Annotated in this window: 15 protein-coding genes; 9 read left to right on the top strand and 6 right to left on the bottom strand. The window is 76.7% G+C overall.

What is annotated here, in order from left to right:
- Window positions 1-9: 9 nt before the first annotated feature.
- On the bottom strand, window positions 10-537 hold the full coding sequence (locus MY526_RS10155) for a hypothetical protein (protein ID WP_436703821.1): 528 nt from the start codon (window positions 535-537) through the stop codon (window positions 10-12).
- 101 nt (window positions 538-638) lie between these two features.
- Here MY526_RS10155 and MY526_RS10150 point away from each other — a divergent pair, with 101 nt between their 5' ends.
- The gene (locus MY526_RS10150; RefSeq protein WP_436703820.1) at window positions 639-2900 is read left to right on the top strand and encodes a helicase-associated domain-containing protein; all 2262 of its coding nucleotides are present in this window, start codon (window positions 639-641) and stop codon (window positions 2898-2900) included.
- A gap of 84 nt (window positions 2901-2984) precedes the next feature.
- Complete coding sequence (locus MY526_RS10145; protein WP_436703819.1) at window positions 2985-4268, top strand: class I SAM-dependent methyltransferase; 1284 nt, start codon at window positions 2985-2987, stop codon at window positions 4266-4268.
- A 7-nt stretch (window positions 4269-4275) separates the two neighbouring features.
- Here the strand turns inward: MY526_RS10145 and MY526_RS10140 are convergent, their stop codons facing one another.
- Window positions 4276-5052, bottom strand: coding sequence for an IclR family transcriptional regulator (locus tag MY526_RS10140; RefSeq protein ID WP_436703818.1), 777 nt, complete (start codon window positions 5050-5052; stop codon window positions 4276-4278).
- A gap of 170 nt (window positions 5053-5222) precedes the next feature.
- Between MY526_RS10140 and MY526_RS10135 the strand changes: the two genes are divergently transcribed.
- The 4 genes from MY526_RS10135 to MY526_RS10120 all read left to right on the top strand — a co-directional run bounded on the left by MY526_RS10135 (window position 5223) and on the right by MY526_RS10120 (window position 10245).
- Window positions 5223-6371, top strand: coding sequence for a cupin domain-containing protein (locus MY526_RS10135; RefSeq protein ID WP_436703817.1), 1149 nt, complete (start codon window positions 5223-5225; stop codon window positions 6369-6371).
- Window positions 6368-7225 carry a fumarylacetoacetate hydrolase family protein gene (locus tag MY526_RS10130; protein ID WP_436703816.1) on the top strand — a complete coding sequence of 286 codons (858 nt, stop codon included), beginning with the start codon at window positions 6368-6370 and terminating at the stop codon, window positions 7223-7225. Before MY526_RS10135 ends, MY526_RS10130 begins: the two co-directional genes overlap by 4 nt.
- Window positions 7222-8457 (top strand): FAD-dependent oxidoreductase, encoded by a 1236-nt coding sequence (locus tag MY526_RS10125; protein ID WP_436692531.1) that lies wholly within the window; start codon window positions 7222-7224, stop codon window positions 8455-8457. Before MY526_RS10130 ends, MY526_RS10125 begins: the two co-directional genes overlap by 4 nt.
- A gap of 105 nt (window positions 8458-8562) precedes the next feature.
- Entirely contained in the window at window positions 8563-10245 is a 1683-nt protein-coding gene (locus MY526_RS10120) for a DNA repair helicase XPB (RefSeq protein WP_436692532.1), read from the top strand.
- A 48-nt stretch (window positions 10246-10293) separates the two neighbouring features.
- Here the strand turns inward: MY526_RS10120 and MY526_RS10115 are convergent, their stop codons facing one another.
- The gene (locus tag MY526_RS10115; RefSeq protein WP_436703815.1) at window positions 10294-12540 is read right to left on the bottom strand and encodes an ATP-binding protein; all 2247 of its coding nucleotides are present in this window, start codon (window positions 12538-12540) and stop codon (window positions 10294-10296) included.
- Between the two features lie 104 nt (window positions 12541-12644).
- Between MY526_RS10115 and MY526_RS10110 the strand changes: the two genes are divergently transcribed.
- From MY526_RS10110 to MY526_RS10100, 3 genes are all read left to right on the top strand, one after another.
- Window positions 12645-12962, top strand: a complete 318-nt coding sequence (locus MY526_RS10110) for a hypothetical protein (protein ID WP_436695297.1) — start codon at window positions 12645-12647, stop codon at window positions 12960-12962.
- Between the two features lies 1 nt (window position 12963).
- Window positions 12964-13824 carry a CPBP family intramembrane glutamic endopeptidase gene (locus tag MY526_RS10105; protein ID WP_436695298.1) on the top strand — a complete coding sequence of 287 codons (861 nt, stop codon included), beginning with the start codon at window positions 12964-12966 and terminating at the stop codon, window positions 13822-13824.
- Window positions 13825-14077: 253 nt separating this feature from the next.
- The gene (locus MY526_RS10100; protein WP_436695299.1) at window positions 14078-15865 is read left to right on the top strand and encodes a DEAD/DEAH box helicase; all 1788 of its coding nucleotides are present in this window, start codon (window positions 14078-14080) and stop codon (window positions 15863-15865) included.
- 3 nt (window positions 15866-15868) lie between these two features.
- Here MY526_RS10100 and MY526_RS10095 read toward each other — a convergent pair whose 3' ends face one another.
- The 3 genes from MY526_RS10095 to MY526_RS10085 all read right to left on the bottom strand — a co-directional run bounded on the left by MY526_RS10095 (window position 15869) and on the right by MY526_RS10085 (window position 20333).
- The gene (locus MY526_RS10095; RefSeq protein WP_436695300.1) at window positions 15869-16723 is read right to left on the bottom strand and encodes an IclR family transcriptional regulator; all 855 of its coding nucleotides are present in this window, start codon (window positions 16721-16723) and stop codon (window positions 15869-15871) included.
- Window positions 16724-17109: 386 nt separating this feature from the next.
- Window positions 17110-20160 (bottom strand): helix-turn-helix transcriptional regulator, encoded by a 3051-nt coding sequence (locus MY526_RS10090; RefSeq protein ID WP_436703814.1) that lies wholly within the window; start codon window positions 20158-20160, stop codon window positions 17110-17112.
- Between the two features lie 41 nt (window positions 20161-20201).
- On the bottom strand, window positions 20202-20333 hold the full coding sequence (locus MY526_RS10085; RefSeq protein ID WP_436695302.1) for a hypothetical protein: 132 nt from the start codon (window positions 20331-20333) through the stop codon (window positions 20202-20204).
- Window positions 20334-20428: the final 95 nt, after the last annotated feature.

Here is a 20428-nt window from a genome sequence, read left to right as displayed (position 1 = left end):
CCCCGCGGGTCAGCGCCGGTGCGGCACGCGAGCCCCGTAGACGGTCGGCACGCCCTCGGCGGTGAGCACCCACTCCCGCGGGCCGACCGGCGCCGCGCGCACGACCGCGCCGTTGAGCTGCTGGACGGCGCGGGTCCGCCAGACCGAGGTGCTGACCAGGCGCAGCCGCACCGGCGCGTCCAGCGGGTCCCACTCGTCGTAGCCCTCGGGCTCGAAGGAGAGGACCGCCGGTCCGGCGATCCGCAGCACGCCGGTCTGCCACGGCACCGTGCGCAGCGCCCGGTGCCAGCGGTGGTGCCGGACCAGGGCGCCGGTCCCGGCGACGGCCGCGACGATCCCGGCGACGACCAGCACGACGACGACCAGGCCCAGCCCGGGCACCCGCCGTCCGGAACTGCCGGCGACCGCCACGAGCGCGGCCCCCAGCAGCACCCCGAGGACGACGGCGATGACGCCCCCGGCCAGCCAGCGCAGCGCCCCGGCCTGGTAACCGGTCAGCGCGCTGGCGGTCTGCGGGTCGTCGGCGGCCGGGTGCACGCGATCATGCTGGCCCAGCGGCCCCGCTCGCGGCGCCACGGGGTCGCCGCGACGACGGCGGGAGCACCCGGTCCCGCCGGCGACGACGTAGCGTGGACCGGATGCCTGCCGAACGCCCCGCCACCCTGGCTGCCTGGCTGCGCACCCGCAGCGACGAGCAGCTGGGCGCGCTCCTGGCGGCCCGCCCCGACGTGGCCCGGCCGGCCCCGTCGGACGTCGTCGCGCTGGCCAGCCGCCTGGCGGTGCCGGTCTCGGTGGACCGTGCCCTCGACGAGCTGGACGCCGCGACACTGCAGGTGCTCGACGTCGTCCTGCTGGCCGGCACCCACGGCGTGGACGCCGCCGACCTCCCCACGGCGCTGCCCGAGCTGCCCGACGAGGTGCTCGGGGCCGCGCTGGAGCGGCTGGCCACCCGGGCGCTGCTGTGGGGCGACGAGGTGCTGCACGCCCCCGACCCGGTGCGCCGCGCCGTCCGGTACCCCGCCGGGCTCGGCCGGCGCGCCGTCGACCTGCGGCTGACCCTCCCCGGCGACCTGCCCGCCGCCGTCGGCGAGCTGACCGCCGAGGAGCGCGAGGTCCTGGAGCGGCTGGCCGGCGATCGGCCGGTCGGGCACCTGCCCGACACCACCGGCAACGGCGCGTCCCCGGCCCGCCGGCTGCTGCAGCGCGGCCTGCTCGCCCGCATCGACGCGCTCAACGTGGAACTGCCCCGGGAGGTCGGGCTGCTGCTGCGCGGCGACCGGCCCTACGGCCCGCCGCGGTTGCGCCCCGCGCCGGCGGTTGTCGAGCGCGACGCGGCGGTGGTCGACCGGCAGGCGGCCGGAGCCGCGCTGGAGTCGATCGGGCGGGTCGGCGAGCTGCTGGTGCTGCTCGAGGAGGAGCCGGCCGGGCTGCTGCGCAGCGGCGGCATCGGCGTCCGCGACCAGAAACGCCTGGCCCGCGCGCTGCACGTGACCGAGCCGGAGGCCGGCTGGCTGCTGGAGCTGGCGCACGTCGGCGGCCTGCTCGACGTGGGCGGCCCGCACCGGGACGAGTGGCTGCCCACCCGCTCCTTCGACCTGTGGCGGGAGCAGGACCTGCCCGCCCGATGGGCGACGCTGGCCGGCGGCTGGCTGGACGCGGTCCGGCTGCCGTCCCTGGCCGGGCAGCGCGACGTCGCGGGCAAGGCGGTCAACGCCCTCTCCCCCGACCTGGTGCGGCACACCGCGCCGGCCATCCGCCGCTCCGCCCTGACCGCGCTGGCCGAGTACCCGCGGGGCACCGGCCTGGCGCCCGAGGACCTCGTGGCGCTGCTGCGCTGGCGCACCCCCCGGCGGGCCGACCGGCTGGCGCCGGTCCCCGACCTGCTGGCCGAGGCCGCCCGGCTGGGCGTGCTGGTCGGCGGGGTGCTGTCCACCGGCGGACGCGGCCTGCTCGCCGCCGGCGAGGACGGCGCGGCGGACGGCATGGCGGGGCTGCTCCCGCAGCCGGTCGACCACGTGCTCGCCCAGCCCGACCTCTCGCTGATCGCCCCCGGTCCGCTGGTCGCCGAGCTCGCCGACACCCTCGCCGTCGTCGCCGACATCGAGTCCTCCGGCGGGGCGACGGTGTTCCGGGTGTCGGAGGCCAGCGTCCGCCGCGCGCTGGACTCCGGCTGGTCGGCGACCGACCTGCACGACTTCTTCGCCCGCGCGTCGCGGACCCCGGTGCCCCAGGCACTGGACTACCTGGTCGACGACGTCGCCCGACAGCACGGCCGGCTGCGGGTGGGCGCGATCGAGAGCTACGTGCGCTCCGACGACCACGGGTTGCTGTCGCAGGTGCTCAACGACCGGCGCACGGCCGGCGCCGAACTGCGCCGGCTGGCCCCGGGCGTACTGGTCAGCGGCCTGGGCGCCGACGAGGTGCTCACCGTGCTGCGCGAGGCGGGCTACGCACCGGCCGGCGAGTCGCCGGGCGGCGCCGTCCTCACCCGGCCACCGGCGCGGCCGCGGGCCGCGGGGCGCCGTCCCGGCTCCGCTCCGGCGCAGCTCCCGCGACCACTCACCGGCGACGAGCTGTCCGCCACGGTGAGGGAGATCCGCGCCGGCGACGCCGCCCTGGCCGCCCGCCGGGGGGAGGCGGTCCGCCAGGTGCCGGGGGTGACCACCGCCGGCACCCTCGAGCTGCTCTCCCGCGCCGTCCGGGAGGGCGTGCCGGTGTGGCTGGGCTACGTCGACGCGCAGGGCAGCGGCAGCCAGCGCGTGGTGCAGCCGGTCTCCCTGGCCGGTGGCTTCCTCCAGGGGTACGACGAGCGGCGCGGCGAGAGCCGCACCTTCGCGGTGCACCGCATCACCTCGGTCGCGCTGGTCGACGACGACGAGGACCCGCTGCCCCCGTCGTGAGTCGCGCCCGAACCGCTTGCCGCGAGCAGTGCGGCGGACCAGTCTCCGGCTCGGAACCTGCCCCGAGACGAGGACGACCAGGTCATGGAGAGCGAGGAGAGTGTCGCCGCCCTGCTCGCAGTGGCGGTGCGGAGCGTGCTGGGCGTCGCAGAGGCGCCCGTGCGGCTGCGTGCCTGGGACGGCACCGTCGCCGGCCCGGAGGGCGCCCCGGTGATCGGCGTCCGCACGCCGCGGGCGCTGCGCCGGCTGGTCTGGGCGCCCGGTGAGCTGGGCCTGGGCCGCGCCTACGTGGCCGGGGAACTGGAGATCGAGGGCGACGTCTTCGCCACGCTGTCGGCGCTGACGTCGGCCGGCCGGCTCGCGGTCGCCGGTCCGCCCCCGGCGCCGACCCTGCGCGACCGGCTCGGTCTGGTGCGCACGGCGGCGCGGCTGGGCGCCCTCGGGCCCGAGCCGGCCCCGCCGCCGGAGGAGGTGCGCCTGCGCCGCTTCGGACGCCGGCACTCCCGCGCGCGGGACGCGGCCGCGATCGCCCACCACTACGACGTCTCCAACGACTTCTACGCCCTCGTGCTGGGCTCGTCGATGGTCTACTCGTGCGCCGTCTGGGAGTCGCCGGCCACCGGCCTGGACGCCGCCCAGGAGGCCAAGCTCGACCTGGTCTGCCGCAAGCTCGGGCTGGTCCCCGGCGCGCGGCTGCTGGACGTCGGCTGCGGCTGGGGCAGCCTGGCCCTGCACGCGGCGCAGCGGTACGGCGCCCACGTCGTCGGGATCACCCTCTCCGCCGCGCAGGCCGAGCTGGCCCGGCGCCGCGTGGCCGAGGCGGGCCTGGCCGACCGCGTGGAGATCCGGGTCCAGGACTACCGCGACGTGCCCGACGGGCCCTACGACGCGGTGGCCTCGATCGGGATGGCCGAGCACGTCGGCGCCGCGGGGATGGCCGGGTACGTCCGGACCCTGCACGCGCTGCTGCGCCCCGGCGGCCGGCTGCTCAACCACGCGATCGCGTGGAACGCCGGCTCGCCCGGCTGGGACCCCGACACCTTCATCACCCGGTTCGTCTTCCCCGACGGCGAGCTGCTCGACCTGGCCGGCACCGTCTCGGCGCTGGAGGACGGCGGGCTGGAGGTCCTCGACGTCGAGGCGCTGCGCCGGCACTACGCGCTCACCCTGCGGGCCTGGGTGGAGCGCCTGGAGAAGCACTGGGACCACGCGGTGTCGCTGGCCGGCCCCGGCCGGGCGCGGGTGTGGCGGCTGTACATGGCGGCCAGCGCCCTGGCGTTCGAGGCCGGGAAGCTGGGCGTGAACCAGGTGCTGGTGCAGCGCCCTGGCGGGGACCCCCCGCCGATGCGCCGCCGCGACTGGGTCTGAGGGTCGGTCAGCCGCCTCCGGCCAGCGCGCGGGCCAGGTCCTGCTCGACGTCCCGGGCGGTGAGCGCCAGCGCGGCCACCAGCTGGGGCAGCCGGCTCTCGGAGAAGCGGACCGTGGGCATCGACACCGAGACCGCCGCCTCGGCCGGCTCACCCGGCAACCGGACGGCCCGCCCGATCGCGGTGAGCCCCGTCTCGGTGCGCCCGGCGTTGATCGCGAACCCCCGTTCCCGGACCACGCGCAGCTCCTTGCGCAACGCGGCCAGGTCGGGCCGCTCCCCCGGGCGGTCGACCCACTTCTCCTCGGCGTAGAAGGCCTCGAGCTGGGCGTCGGGCAGGTCGGCGAGCATGAGCTTGCCGCCGGACACCAGGTGCGCGGGGAAGACCATGCCCTCGCGGTCGCCCACGCGCAGCGCCTGACTGCACTCCACCGACGCGATGAAGCGCACGTGGTCGCCGGCGAGGATCTGCAGGTTGGCGGTCTCGTCGACCCGCTCCACGAGCACCTGGAGGTGCGGCATGGCGATGGTGCGCAGCAGCGCGGTCCGCGACTGCGACCGGGCACCGAGGGAGAGCACCGGCCCCGCGACGTAGCGCCGGGAGTCGTCCTGTACGGCGAAGTCGCGGTAGACGAGCATCGACAGCAGCCGGTGCGCCGTCGAGCGGGCGACGCCGAGCCGGGCCGCGGCCTCGCTGACGCTCAGGGACCCCTCCACCTGCAGCGCCGTCGCCAGCTGCAGGGCGTGGTCGACGCTGGCGATGGCGTAGGCCGGTGCGTTCTTCACACCAGAATGATGTACCACCGCCAGCAGAACGCGCGCGACCGTACATCCATGACGGTCCGCGCGGTCATCCGCCGCGGTGTGGGTACCCACGCCGCAGGGCCCGCGGGTGCCTCCACCCGCCGACCGCCGTCCTCGGTCCACTGAACGCACCGCACGGAAGGAACGCCGCCATGACGCAGAACGTGGCCTCGCCGGTCCGGCTGACCGCTCTCGACGCGCCCGACCAGCCGACCCCCAGCGCCGAGCTGGAGGAGCTCTACCGCGGGTTCGAGCAGGAGCTGCTCGTGCCGCTGTGGACCGAGATCGGCGACCTGATGCCGCTGCACCCGCGGTCGCGCGCCGTGCCGCACGTCTGGCGGTGGCAGAACCTGCTGCGGCTGGCCGACCGGGCCGGCCACCTGGTGCCGGTCGGCCGCGGCGGCGAGCGCCGGGCGATCGCGCTGGCCAACCCCTCGCTCGGCGGCAAGCCCTACGCCACCCCGACGCTGTGGGCGGCGATCCAGTACCTGATGCCGGGCGAGAACGCCCCGGAGCACCGGCACACCCAGCACGCCTTCCGCTTCGTCGTCGAGGGCGAGGGGGTGTGGACCGTGGTGGGCCGCGACCCGGTGCCGATGAACCGCGGGGACTTCCTGCCGCAGGCCGGCTGGAACTGGCACGCCCACCACAACGCCGCCGAGCAGCCGATGGCCTGGATCGACGGGCTGGACATCCCGTTCCAGTACGCCACCGAGTCGCAGTTCTTCGAGTTCGGCCGCGAGTCGATCAGCGACGCGGAGCGCACCACCCCGGAGCGGTCCCGCTCGCAGCGGCTGTGGGGCCACGCCGGGCTGCGCCCGGTGTCCGCGCCCGGCTCGACGCCCGGCACGCCGCTGCTCAACTACCGGTGGGCCGACACCGACGCTGCGCTGGCCGACCAGCTGGAGCTGGAGGACGAGGGGCACCCCGGCACCGTGGAGCACGGCCACGCCGCCGTCCGCTACACCAACCCGACCACCGGCGGCGACGTGCTGCCCACCATCCGCGCCGAGATGCACCGGGTGCGCAGCGGCAGGGAGACCGCGCCGCGCCGCGAGGCCGGGTCGTCGGTGTTCCAGGTCTTCGACGGCAGCGGCACGGTGACCGTCGGGGAGACCTCGTGGACCGTCACCCGCGGCGACATGTTCGTCGTCCCCTCGTGGCAGCCGCTGTCGGTCCGCTCCGAGGCCTCGGCCAGCGACTCGGACTCCGGCGCGCTGGACCTGTTCCGGTTCAGCGACACCCCGATCTTCGAGGCGCTGCACCTCGACCGCGCGGCGGTCGACGGGGGTGCCCGGTGAAGCTGGCCACCATCCGCACGCTGGAGGGCCGGACCCGCGCCGTCCGCGTGGACGAGGACCACCTCGTCGACCTCGGCGCCGCCGACCTCGGCGAGTTCCTCGCCACCCCGGGCTGGGAGGACCGCGCCGTCGCGGCCACCGAGCGCGTGGCCGAGGTGCGCGGCGCCGCCTACGCCCCCGTCGTGCCGCACCCCGGCAAGATCGTCTGCGTCGGGCTCAACTACCGCACGCACATCCTGGAGATGGGCCGGGACCTGCCCGAGTACCCGACGCTGTTCTCCAAGTACGCCGACACCCTGGTCGGGGCCAATGACGACATCGTCAAGCCCCCGGAGACCACCGAGTTCGACTGGGAGTGCGAGCTCGCCGTGATCATCGGCGCGCCCGTCCGCCGGGCCCGCGGGGTCGAGGCCGAGGCGGCCATCGCCGGGTTCGCCGTGCTCAACGACGTCACCTGCCGCGACTGGCAGTTCCGCACCCGCGAGTGGCTGCAGGGGAAGAACTGGGAGGCGACCACCCCGCTGGGGCCCTACCTGGTCACCTCCGACGAGCTGCCCGGCGGCGTCCGGCCCACGCTGGAGATCAGCACGAGGATCGACGGCGAGACCGTGCAGAAGGACACCACCGGTGACCTGCTGTTCGACCCGGTCGCCCTGGTCGAGTACGTCTCCACGATGATCACCCTCCGCCCGGGCGACGTTCTCGCCACCGGCACCCCCGGCGGCGTCGGCCACGCCCGCAAGCCGGCCCGCTACCTCGAGGCCGGGCAGCACCTGACCACCGAGATCGCCGGCCTGGGGCGCTGTGAGAACACCGTCGTCGCCGACCTGGCCGCCGCGGAGCTGTCGTCGTGAGCGACGTCGACGTCCTCGTCGTCGGCGGCGGCATCGGCGGGCTGTCCAACGCCCTGGCGCTCACGCGGAAGGGCCTGCGGGTCCGCGTCCTCGAGCGCGCGGCGGAGTTCGGCGAGGTCGGTGCCGGGCTGCAGATCGCGCCGAACTGCACGCGGATCCTCGACTCCTGGGGTCTGCTCGACGAGGTGCTGTCCCTCGGCGTGCGGCCGGAGAACCTCGTCATGAAGGACGCCGTCGACGGGACGGTGCTCACCCGCCTCGACCTCACCGACGCGCGGGAGCGCTACGGCTCGCCGTACGTGGTGATCCACCGCAGCGACCTGCACGGCACGCTGCTGCGCGCCTGCCGGCGGGCCGGCGTCGACCTGGTCACCAGCGCGGCGGTGACCGCGTACGAGCACGTGGACGACGGCGTCGCGGTGGTCCACGGGGGTGGCCGGGAGGTCGCCCCGGTGGTGCTCGCCGCCGACGGCCTGTACTCGGTGGCGCGCAAGACGATCAGCGACGACGAGCCGGTGAGCTCGGCGTACGTGGCCTACCGCGGCGCGATCCCGGTGGACAAGGTCGCCGAGATGGACGTCTCGATGACCGACGTCGTGGTCTACGTCGGGCCGCACTGCCACTTCGTGCAGTACCCGCTGCGGCAGGGCGAGATGTTCAACCAGGTGGCGGTGTTCCGGTCGCCGAAGGCGCTCGCCGGCGAGGAGGACTGGGGCACCCCCGACGAGCTGGACGCCGCCTTCGCCGGCACCTGCCCGCAGGTCCGGGACGGCCTGCCGCTGATGTGGCGGGACCGCTGGTGGCGGATGTACGACCGCGACCCGATCACCACCTGGGTCCAGGGTCGCCTCGCGCTCACCGGGGACGCCGCCCACCCGCCGCTGCAGTACCTGGCTCAGGGGGCGGTCATGGCGATGGAGGACGCCTGGGTGCTGTCCGAGCACGTCGGCGCCCAGCTGGCCGAGGGGGACCTGGACTGGGACGCCGCGCTGGCCGCCTACCAGGCGGTGCGGCCCGAGCACTGCCGGCGGGTCCTGACCACGGCCCGCGCGTGGGGTGAGCTCTGGCACCTCACCGGCGCGGAGCGGGAGGCGCGCAACGCCGTCCTGCGGCAGCGGGACGTGCACGACTACGGCTTCGTGGACTGGCTGTACGGGCCCACCGCCCTCACCCCCGAGCAGGAGCCGCCGATGTTCCGGCCGCAGCCGCTCGAGGTGCCGGCCCGGGCCTGATCGGGAAGGTCCTGTCGGCGGGCGTGGTTACGGTGACGGAGGTCTTCGCGACCCCGTCCCCCTGCTGACCGCGCCCGTCGGCAGGACGCCTGTCGAAAGGTTCCCGTGACAGACGGACCCCTGATCGTCCAGTCGGACAAGACGCTGCTGCTCGAGGTCGACCACCCGCTCGCGCGCGACTGCCGGGCGGCGATCGCGCCGTTCGCGGAGCTGGAGCGCTCCCCCGAGCACGTGCACACCTACCGGGTCACCCCGCTCGCGCTGTGGAACGCCCGCGCCGCCGGACACGACGCCGAGCAGGTCGTCGACGCGCTGGTCCGCTACTCCCGCTACCCGGTGCCGCACGCGCTGCTGGTCGACGTCGCCGACACCATGGACCGCTTCGGCCGGCTGACCCTGGCCAACCACCCGGTGCACGGGCTGGTGCTGGCCACCTCCGACCGCGCGGTGCTCGAGGAGGTCATCCGCAGCAAGCGGGTGGCGCCGATGCTCGGTGCCCGGATCGACGCGGACAGCGTCGTCGTCCACCCGTCGGAGCGCGGGCGGCTCAAGCAGGCGCTGCTCAAGATCGGCTGGCCGGCCGAGGACCTCGCCGGCTACGTCGACGGCCAGGCCCACCCGATCGAGCTCGACCAGAGCGGCTGGCACCTGCGCGACTACCAGCAGGAGGCCGTCGAGGGGTTCTGGTCCGGCGGCTCCGGCGTCGTCGTCCTGCCCTGCGGCGCCGGCAAGACGCTGGTCGGCGCGGCGGCGATGGCCGAGGCCAAGGCGACCACGCTGATCCTGGTCACCAACACCGTCGCCGGGCGGCAGTGGAAGCGGGAGCTGATCGCCCGCACCTCGCTGACCGAGGAGGAGATCGGCGAGTACTCCGGCGAGCGCAAGGAGATCCGCCCGGTCACCATCGCGACCTACCAGGTGATCACCACCCGCCGGAAGGGCGAGTACCGGCACCTGGACCTGTTCGACGCGCAGGACTGGGGCCTCATCGTCTACGACGAGGTGCACCTGCTGCCGGCGCCGATCTTCCGGCTGACCGCCGACCTGCAGTCCCGACGCCGGCTCGGCCTCACCGCCACGCTGGTGCGCGAGGACGGCCGGGAGGACGACGTCTTCTCCCTGATCGGGCCCAAGCGCTACGACGCGCCGTGGCGGGACATCGAGGCCCAGGGCTACATCGCCCCGGCCGAGTGCATCGAGGTGCGGGTGTCGCTCGACGACGAGGAGCGGATGACATACGCGGTCGCCGAGCCCGAGGAGCGGTACCGGATCGCGGCGACGGCGTCGTCGAAGCTGCCGGTGATCCGGCGGGTGCTCGAGCGGCACCCCGACGAGCAGAAGCTGGTCATCGGCGCCTACCTCGACCAGCTCGACGAGCTCGGCCGGGCGCTCGACGCCCCGGTGATCCAGGGCTCGACCACCAACCGCGAGCGGGAGAAGCTCTTCGACGCCTTCCGCGCCGGGGAGATCCGCACCCTGGTGGTCTCCAAGGTGGCCAACTTCTCCATCGACCTGCCCGAGGCGGCGGTCGCCGTCCAGGTGTCGGGCACCTTCGGCTCGCGCCAGGAGGAGGCCCAGCGGCTCGGCCGGGTGCTGCGGCCGAAGGCCGACGGCCGGCAGGCGCACTTCTACACGGTGGTCAGCCGGGACACCCTCGACAGCGAGTACGCCGCCCACCGGCAGCGCTTCCTCGCCGAGCAGGGCTACGCGTACACGATCGTCGACGCCGCCGACCTGGCCGGCCCCGGCGAGGTCAACGGTCCCGACTGGGTCGACGAGGGCGCCTGACCGCAGCGGAGTCGCCCGGCGGCGGTTCCCGTCACCGGGCGACTCCGGTCAACGCCGCGTCACGGCCCAGGCGGCGATCTCCGCCCGTGAGCGGAAGCCCAGCCGGGCCAGGATCTGCTCCACGTGCGACTCCGCCGTCCGCGGGGAGATGACCAGCCGGGCGGCGATCTCCCGGTCGGTCAGCCCCTGCGCCACCAGGCCGGCGACCTCCAGCTGGCGGCGGGTCAGCGGCCCGGACGGCGGTGCAGCGGGCGCCGCGGGTGCCGGCCCCTCGCCGAGCGCCAGCGCCACCGCCGCCGGCCGGTCGAGCGCGCGCCCCTCGGCCACCCGGGCCGCCCACCGCTGCTCCCCGAGGGCACGGCGGGCCGGGCCGGCCCAGCGCTCCTGCCAGGCGGCCAGCGGCGCCGGCGCGGACGCCGGGATCGACCGCCAGACCGCCTCGGCCGCGCCGGTCAGCCGCGCCGCCCGGTCGGCGTCCCCGGACGCCGCGGCCGCCCAGCCCAGCGCGGCCACGCACAGCGCGACACCGCTGCGGTCGTCCACCTCGCGCATCAACCGCAGCGCCCGCTCCTCCAGCCGCGCCGCCTCGGCCGGGTCGCCCTCGGTCAGCCGCGCCAGGCCGCGACCCCACAGCGCGTGCGAGCGCGTCCACGGGTCGGCCGCGGTCGCCAGGCTGGTGGCGAACGCGGGATCGGCCGCCGTCGGGTCCCCGGCGAGCAGCGCGGCGACCCCGACGTCGGCCCAGCAGAAGGCCGCCGCGGGCTCGCCCAGCGCCGCGTACGCCGTGGCCGCCTCGCGCAGCAGCCGGTCGGCGCGCTCGAGGTCCCCGCTGAATAGCGCCGCCTGGCCGAGGTACTGGGTGGCCATCGCCGCCACCTGCGGCCGGCCGGCCGCGGCCGCGAGCCCCTGCTCCAGCAGCGGGACGGCGGTCGCCGGGTCGGTCGCCGCCAGCGCGAGGTAGCCGGCCACCACGAGGGCGTGCGCACGATCCGGCGCGTCTCCCGGTGCCGCCGCCAACAGCAGGTCCAGCCAGCGCCGCCCCTCACCGAGGTGGCCGCGGGCCTCCCAGTACAGCCACGCGTCGGCGGCCGGTGCCAGGCCGGCCGCCGCCTCGCCCGGGGTGTCCAGGCAGTGCTCCAGGGCGGTCGAGACCTCCGGGTGGACGGCGGCCAGCCGGTCGAAGGCGGCGACCTGGCCGGGCCCGAGGAAGCCCGCCGCCGCCTCCGCCACCCGGCCGGCGCACCACTCCCGGTGCCGCCGGCGCACCACCTCGCCCTCGCCCGAGCCGTCCAGCAGCTCGCGGCCGAACGCCCGGACGGTCTCCAGCATGCGGAACGCCGTCCCGTCGGCGGTCCGGTCGACGCCGAGCAGGGAGGCGTCCACCAGGCGGGTGAGGGTGTCGAGCACGTCTGCGCGGGGCAGCTCGCCGTCCGCGCAGACCGCCTCGGCGGCGGCCAGGTCGAACCCCGCGGCGAAGACCGCCGCCCGCCGCCACAGCACCCGCTCCGGCTCGTCGATCAGGTCGGCGCTCCACTCCATCGTCGCCCGCAGCGTGCGGTGCCGCTCCGGCCCGGCCGGCCCGGACCGCCGCAGCAGGCCGAACCGGTCGTCGAGCCGGTCGAGCAGCTGGCCGGGCGTGAGCGCGCGCAGCCGGACGGCGGCCAGCTCGATCGCCAGCGGGATGCCGTCCAGGCGGGAGCACAGCTCGGCCAGCGCGGCGTCGTCCGCGGGGGTCAGCTCGAGGTCCGGGACCGCGGCCCGCGCCCGCTGCTCGAGCAGGGCCACCCCGTCGGCGCCGGCCAGCGGCGGCACCGCGCACAGCACCTCGCCGGGGACGTCGAGCGGCGTGCGGCTGGTGGCCAGCACCGACAGCCCGGGGCAGGTGCCGGTGAGCGCGTCGACCAGCACCGCGGCGGCGTCCCGCAGGTGCTCGCAGTTGTCGAGCACGAGCAGCACCCGCCGCCCGCCGAGGACCTCGGCCAGCGAGGCCGGCAGCCAGCGGCCGGTGCTGTCCCGGACGTCGAGCGCGGCGGCGACCTGCGCGGCCACGAGCGCCGGGTCGGCGACCGCGGTGAGGTCGGCCAGCGCGACGCCGTCGGGGAAGGACCGGCGCAGCCCGTCGGCCGCGCGGAGGGCCAGCCGGGTCTTGCCGACCCCGCCCGGGCCCACGAGGGTCACCAGCCGCGCGCCGGCGAGCAGCCCGCGCAGCCGGCCGAGCTCGGCCCGCCGGCCGACGAAGGAGCTGCGCTCGGCGGGCAGCCGGGCGCCCGCGCCGGGGGCAGCCCGCCTCGCCATGGCCCGGCACGGTAACCGCCGGGTACGGGTCCGCGGCAGTACCCGTACCGCCCTCCGTAGCTCCCCCGATGTGCCGCCGCGACCCCGGCGGGAGCGTGGCCGGCGTGGGTGAGCGGCGGTACGGCGGAGCGGGCCTCTACCTGGTCGAGGTCCGCAGCTGCCCGCCGTCGGCGGACGACGCGGTGGAGATGCACCGCGCCCTGCACCGCGCGGTGACCCGGCTCGGCTCGGCCGGGACGGCCATCCGCTGGTGCGCCGCCTGGCTGCTCCCGGACGAGTGCCGGTGCCTGTGCCTGGTGCACGCCGCCCGGGAGGCCGACGTCGTCCTCGCCCGCGACCTGGCCGCCCTGACCACCGCGTCGGTCTCCCCCGCCCGCGCGCTGGCCGGGGACCCCCCGTCCCGATCCGGAAGCAGGTCCTGACATGTCCGCGCTCGACGCACCCCGTCCGCTCCGCCCCGGCACCCCACCGGCCGGCACCGGCCTCCGGGCCCGGGTCGCCCGGCACCCGCTGACCGCGTTCCTCGTCCTCGTGCTGGCGGTCGGCTGGCCGCTGGTCTCCGTCCCGGCCCTGACCGCGCACGGTGTCCTGCCCGGCGGTGCGCTGCCCGAGGAGCCGTTCGCGCTCGCGCTCACGGTGCTCGTCATGCTCCCCGCGGCCCTGTGGGTCACCTCGGTCACCGAGGGGCGGGCCGGCGTCCGGACCCTGCTGCGCCGCGCGGTGCGGTGGCGGTTCGGCGCCGGCTGGTGGGCGGCGGTGCTGCTCGCCCTGCCGGTGCTCACCCTCGCCGCCGGGGTCGCCGGCGGGCGCGAGCTGGTGACCGGCGAGCTGCTGGCCACGCTGGCCTCGGGGGCGTTCTCGGTGCTCACCGCGGTGCTGCTCGTGCACCTGTGGGAGGAGACGGTCTGGGCCGGCTTCTTCCAGGGGCGGCTGGAGCGGCGGCACGGGTTCCTGCCGGCCGCCGTCCTCACGGCCGTCCCGTTCGCCCTGGTCCACCTGCCGCTGCAGTTCATCGGGGAGCTGGACCCCGGGCGGATCGCGCTGGCGGTCGGCGCGCTGTTCGTCGTCGGCGCGCTGATCCGGCTCATGGTCGGCGCCACCGTGCGCGGCGCCGCGGGCAGCCTGCTGGCCGCCGGCCTGGTGCACGCGACGTTCAACGCCGCCAACAACGAGGGCAACCTGGTCGACGACCTGCTCAGCGGGGGCCAGCCGACGCTGTACGCCGTGGTCGCGGCGGCGCTGTACACCGCGGGTGCCCTGCTCGTCGTGCGTGCCCGGCGCTGAGCGCGCGCCGAAGTGCCCCGGGCGGGGTTCCCGCCCGGGGCACTCCACTGCGTGCCGCGGGACGGCTGGGACCCGCGGGGCGTGACGTGCCGGTCCGCCACGCGGCATGACGATCCCCACACCGCACCCCGGCTCGCGCCGTCCGCGCAGGTCAGCGGCGCGTCGGCGGCCGCCATACGTCCCCGGAGGGGAGGCGCGCCGGAGGTGGCCGGTTGGGCGTGTCTCCCCCGGCCCGACCAGAATGGCCCTCGACATGGGGAGCGCAGCACGAGCGGAGGCCATCGGCCCGCAGACGACCAGCCGACCGCTCCGGGCATGGCAGCAGGCCGCGCTCGACAGGTACGAGGAGAGCTCCCCGAAGGACTTCCTGGTCACCGCGACCCCGGGCGCGGGCAAGACGACGTTCGCCCTGACGCTGGCCGCGCGGCTGCTGTCCCGCCGCGAGGTCGCCCGCGTGATCGTCGTCTGCCCGACCGACCACCTGCGCCTGCAGTGGGCCGACGCGGCCGACCGCATGGGCATCGTGCTCGACCCCGGGCTCACCAACGCCGTCGGCCCGGTGCGGGCCGGCACCCAGGGCTACGTGACCACCTACGCGCAGGTCGCCGGCAAGCCGATGCTGCACGCCGCGCGCGCGACCGCCGTCAAGACGCTGGTCGTCCTCGACGAGGTGCACCACGCCGGCGACGGCCTCTCCTGGGGCGAGGCGGTCGAGGAGGCCTACGGCCGCGCCGCCCGTCGGCTCTGCCTGACCGGGACGCCGTTCCGCACCAAGGCCGACGAGCGCATCCCGTTCGTCCGGTACGAGGAGGACGGCTTCGAGGGTGACGACGGCGAGGGCGGCATGGGGCTGGTCAGCCGCGCCGACTACACCTACGGCTACAAGGAGGCGCTGGCCGACAGCGTCGTCCGGCCGGTCGTCTTCGCCGCCTACACCGGCACCTCGCGCTGGCGGAACTCCGCCGGCGAGGTGGTCGCCGCCTCGCTGTCGGAGGCCGGCACCCGGTCGGTGGAGATGCAGGCCTGGCGGACGGCGCTGGACCCCAAGGGCCAGTGGGTGCCGCACGTGATCGCGGCGATGGACGACCGGATCACCCACCTGCGCGAGAACGGCATGCCCGACGCCGCGGGGCTGGTGCTGGCCAGCGACCAGGACGACGCCCGCGCCTACGCCAAGATCGTCCGCCGGGTCACCGGCAAGGCGGCCGAGCTGATCCTCTCCGACGACCCCAAGGCGTCGAAGAAGATCGAGCGCTTCGCCACCGGGTCGGCCAGGATCGCGGTCTGCGTGCGGATGATCTCCGAGGGCGTCGACGTCCCGCGGGCCGCCGTCCTGGCCTGGATGACCTCCTACCGGACGCCGCTGTTCTTCGCCCAGGCGGTCGGGCGCGTGGTCCGGTCCCGGGCGCCGCACGAGTCGGCCACCGTGTTCCTGCCCGCCGTCCGGCCGCTGCTCGGCCTGGCTGCGTCGATGGAGGAGCAGCGCAACCACGTCATGCCCCCGCCGAAGACCGAGCAGGGCGACGAACTCGACCTCGAGCCGCTGCCGCCCAAGGAGCGCGAGGTCGACGGCGTCACGCAGTGGGAGGCCCTGGAGGCCGACGCCCGGTTCGCGCACGTGCTGCAGGGCGGGACGGCGCACACCGGCGAGGGGACCCCGGGTTCGGTGGCCCCCGAGGACGAGGACTTCCTGGGCATCCCCGGTCTGCTCACCGCCGAGCAGACCGCCGAGCTGCTGGCCAAGCGGGACGACGAGCTGCGGATCCGGATCGCCTCCCGTGCCCACCACGACGACGACACCGGTGAGCTGCCGCTCGTCCAGGACCACCCCGACGAGCAGGACGCCGGCCGCTCCTGGCGGGACGCGGCCGAGCTGCGGCGGGAGATCAACCGGCTGGTCAGCCGGGTGTCGGCGAAGACCTCGACGCCGCACGCGGTGGTGCACACCCAGCTGCGCCAGTCGGTGCCCGGGCCACCGTCGGCCTCGGCCTCGGTCGACGTCCTGCGGGCGCGGCGGGAGCGCCTGCGCACGATGCTCTGACCGTCAGGCGGTCGAGCGGCTCCTCGGGCCGGACGTCGCCCGCGTCGCGGACGGCGCACCCAGCGCGCGGGAGATGCCGCGGGCCGAGGCCATGACCACCGGGACGAGATGGCGGGTGTTGGCGTCCTGGGCGTGCCGCACCACGGACAGCGCGGCGGTGACCCGGTCGTCGCCGTCGCGCACCGGTGCCGCGCAGGACAGCGAGTCGAGGCTCAGCGCCCCGTCGCTGACCGCGTGCCCGCACCGGCGGATCTCGGCGAGCACGGACCGCAGCCGGCTCGGGTCGGTGATGGTCTTGGCGGTGTAGCGGGGCAGCGGCCCACGCAGCACCGTCTCCTGCACCTCGGCCGGGGCGTGGGCGAGCAGGACCAGGCCGGCGCTGGACTCGGTGAGCTTCCGCCGTCGGCCCAGGTGGGAGAACACCGGCACCGACTCGCGGCCCGAGAGCCGGGCCACGAACACCGCCTGCAGACCGTCCCGGACGGCGAGCACCACCGTCTCGCGGGTCGCCTCGTAGACGTCCTCGAGGAACGGCCAGGCGAGCTCCCGGAGGCCCGCCCCGTCCGGCGAGGAGGCGGCCACCTCGCACAGCCGCAGGCTGACCCGGTACCGGCCGTTCAACCCGCGCACCAGCGCGTCGCCCCGCACCAGCTCGCCGACCACGCGGTGGGTGGTGGACATCGGCAGGCCGGTCATCCGGCAGAGCTCGGTGAGCGTGAGCTCCGGCCGGGACGATGAGAAGCAGGTGAGCACCCGCAGCGCGCGCTGCGTCGGGGACAGCCGGCGCTCGGGGTTCTCCACAGCGGCGGCCGCCGGCCGCACCGGACCCGCCTGCACGTCCCCGTCGATCGTTGTCATCGGGCCTCCCTGGCCGGTTGCGGGTTCCCGCGGCGCGCGGATGCCCGGGCCGACCGCCGTCCCTCGCTGCGACGGTAGGAAGCGCGGGCGGCCACCGCCCAGCCGTCTTTCCACGGCGTGGAAACCGGGCCGGGGCGGCGCCGCGGCCTCGGAGCGGCCGCTCCCTCGGGCAGGCACCCCGTCCCGCACGCTCGTGCTCTGCCCACCACCGTGGGCAGAGCACGAAAGCAGTGCGGGCCGTGCACCCCCGGCGGTGCTCGTGCTCTGCCCACCACAGGGGGCAGAGCACGAGCTCCCGCAGGTGGACCTGGTCGGTCCGGCGGCGATTCCGGCGCGGCCCGCGGCGGTCGGAGCGGCGACCCCCGGCCCGCCCGGACCGCGACGGCTCAGCTCGCGGTCGGCAGCAGCCCACGGGAGGCGGCGAGCGCGACCGCCTCGGTGCGCCCGCCGGCGCCCAGCTTGGCCAGGATGTTGCTCACGTGCACGCTCGCCGTCTTCTCGCTGATGTAGAGCTCGGCGCCGATCTGCCGGTTGGTGCGGCCCTGCGCCAGCAGCCGGAGCACCTCGGTCTCGCGGGGGGTGAACACCGAGGCCGTCTCGACCACCCGACCGGCGCCGGGCAGGTCCGACGCCAGCCGGCCCCGCCGGGCCAGGGCGACCACGGCGGCGCGCAGCGGCGCCGCACCCAGGCGCACCGCCACCGCGGCAGCCGCGCGCAGCTCCTCGGCCGCGGCCTCGCGTTCGTCGGCAGCCAGCAGCGCCTCGGCCAGCCGCCATCGGGACCGCGCCTGCTCGTAGACGTGCCCGTAGCCGAACGCGTCGACCGCGGCCCGCCACCGCCGCGGCTCGACCCGGCCGGCCAGGCGGGCCGCCTCGGCCTCGACCCGCGCCTGCCAGGCGGCGCCCTCGGCGCCGAACCCGCCGATCGCGCGCAGGTGGTCGTCGACCGCCGCCCGGGCCTGGTCGGCGAGCTCCTCCCCCGCGGACACCCAGCGGCGCGCGCCGGCGTCGTCCCCCGTCAGGCGCGCGGCCGCGGCGGCGTCGGCCAGCGGGGCCAGCGCCGTCGCGACCAGCCGCACGACCGCCAGCCGGTCGGACCCCCACAGCGCGTGCACCTGCCGCACCGCCGACCGGGCCCGCTCGGCGGCGGTCGCCGGGTCGCCCGCCCACGCCGCCAGGTCGATCTCCGCGCCGGCGGTGGCCAGCAGCAGCAGCACGTGCGCGTCGAGCCGGGCGGCCAGCCCCCGGGCCCAGGCCACCCGCTCGGCGGTCGCCGGGTCGCCGCGGCCCACCTGCACCAGCAGCCCGGCCGCCCGGACGTGCGCCGACATCTCCGGCACCCGGGCGAGCACCTCGGCCAACCGCAGGCTGCCGTCCCAGTCGCCGGACACGTAGCGGCCGACCACGCCCAGGTGCCGCAGCTCCGCGGGGTAGAACGCCCACTCCACGCCGAGCGTCCGTGCCCGGTCGAGCCCGGCGTCGATCCACGGCAGCGCCTCGGTCACGGCACCGGCCTCGTACGGGACGACGGCCAGGTTGAACAGCACCCGCATCTCGACGTCGGTGTCGCCGGACCGGCGGGCCCGGGCCAGCGCCTCCTCCAGGCGGGCGCACACGGCGGCGCGGTCCCCGAAGCCCCGGACCCGCGCCAGCGACACCGCGGTGTCGGCCCAGGCGCTGTCCAGACCGAGCGCGTCGGCCGCGGCGAGCGCCTCCTCGGCGGCGGCATCCCCCTCCGCCCACCGGTTCAGGTCGTAGCTCGTGCGCGCGTGGGTCGCCGCGGCCCAGGTGCGGACGACGGACGGCGGCTGCGCCGGGACCAGCGCCATGGCCCGCCTGCTCTCCCGGTGGGCCGCGGCCTGGTCCTCGATGCGTCCCAGCGCCTGGGCCAGCGTGTAGTGCACCCGGGCGCGGCTGACCGGGTCGCCGTCGGCCCCGAGCAGGTCGAGGGCCGCGCGCAGCAGGGCCACCGCGCGGTGCAGCTCACCGCCCCGGCGGGCGGCCGCCGCGGTGTCCAGCAGCAGCGCGGCCTGGTCGCGCCCGGCGCGCTCGGCCGCGTCGGGCACCGCCGGCCACAGCGCCAGGGCGGCCTCCAGGTGCTGCAGCTGCTCGGCGGGGGCACCGACGCGGGCGGCCTCCGCCGCCGCCTCCAGCGACGCCGCGAGCGCGCCGGGCAGGTCGTTGCTGCCGCGGGCGTGGTGGGCCAGCTCCGCAGCGGTACCCGCGCCCGGGGTCGCGGCCAGGTGGGCCGCGATCGCCGCGTGCACCCGGACCCGCTCACCCGGCAGCAGGTCGGCGAGGACCGCCTCGCGCAGCAACGCGTGGCGGAACCGGTAGCGGCCGTCGGTGGAGACGACCAGCAGGTGGCGGTGCACGGTCTCGGCCAGCGCCGCCTCGAGCTCCGCTGGTCCGAGGCCGCTCACCGCGGCCACGAGGTCGTGCCGTACCTGCCGCCCGGCGACCGCGGCCACCCGCAGGATCCGCTGGGCGGCCTCCCCGAGCTGCTCCACCCGCGCGAGGAGCACGTCGGTCAGCGCGAGCGGGAGCGTCTCCCCGGCCAGCCCGGCGGCGAGCAGCTCCTCGGCGTAGAAGGCGTTCCCCTCCGCGCGCGACACGACGTCCTCGACGGTCGACTCCGGCACGTCCTGCCCGAGCCCGCGGACCAGCTCGCCGACGGCGGCGTCGGGCAGCGGGCCCAGCTCCAGCCGCTCGACACCCGGCAGCCGCACCAGCTCGGCCAGGAGCGGGCGCAGGGGGTGGCGGCGGTGCAGGTCGTCGGCGCGGTAGGAGACGACGAGCGCGATCGGGTCGTCGTCCAGCCGGGCCAGCAGGTAGCGGAGCAGGTCGCGGCTGGAGCGGTCGGCCCAGTGCACGTCCTCCAGCACGACCAGCAGCGGGGTGGCCGCCGCCAGCTCGGTGAGCAGCCCGGCGACGGACTCGAACAGCTGCAGCCGGCCGTCGTCCAGCTGCGGGCGGGCCAGCTGCGGCAGGGGCCGGCCGAGGTCGGCCGCCTCGCCGGCCGGCGCGTCCGGGACGGCGACCGGCGCCCGACCGGAGAGCAGGCCGGCCAGCGCCGGCTGCCCGGCCGCGGTCAGCGGCTCGCCGGCGACCGGCCGCACCAGGTCGACGAACGGCAGGTAGGGCAGCCCCACGTCGCCGAGGTCGACGCAGTGGCCGGTGAGCACGCGGAAGCCGCGGTCACCCGCCCGGACGGCGAGCTCGTCGAGCAGCCGCGTCTTGCCGACACCGGCGTCGCCGGCGAGCAGGACCGCGCAGGCCCGCCCCTCCTGGGCACGGTCGACCGAGGCGAGCAGCCGGGCGAGCTCGTCGTCCCGGCCGACCAACGGTCGGTCGTCCCACTGCGGCACGTCGAGGATCGTGGCACGCACCCCCGACGGGACCGCGACGGCCGGGGCGGCCGGCCCCCTCCAGGGCACCGCCCCGACCGTGCGAGGGGTGGGGAGGAGGAGGTCCTCTCTCAGCTCACCCGCCGGGTGCGGCGCGAGAACCACGGACCGCGCCGGGTGCGGGTCCCCCGGCCGATCTGCTGCAGCACCTCGCGCCGGTAGGCCAGCTCGGCCTCCAGGCCGGGGTTCGGGTACGTCGCCATGACCGTCTCCTCCGTCGTCTCGTTCGACGACGTCGACGGTCGTGCTGAGGGGGCGGCCGGGCATCCGCCGGTCGCGCAGTCCTGACCCCTCCGGC

This window comes from Geodermatophilus sp. CPCC 205761, from assembly GCF_051383655.1.
Lineage (GTDB): Bacteria > Actinomycetota > Actinomycetes > Mycobacteriales > Geodermatophilaceae > Geodermatophilus.
The sequence above is the reverse complement of the archived record's forward strand: the minus strand, read 5'-3'. Positions and strand labels throughout refer to the sequence as shown.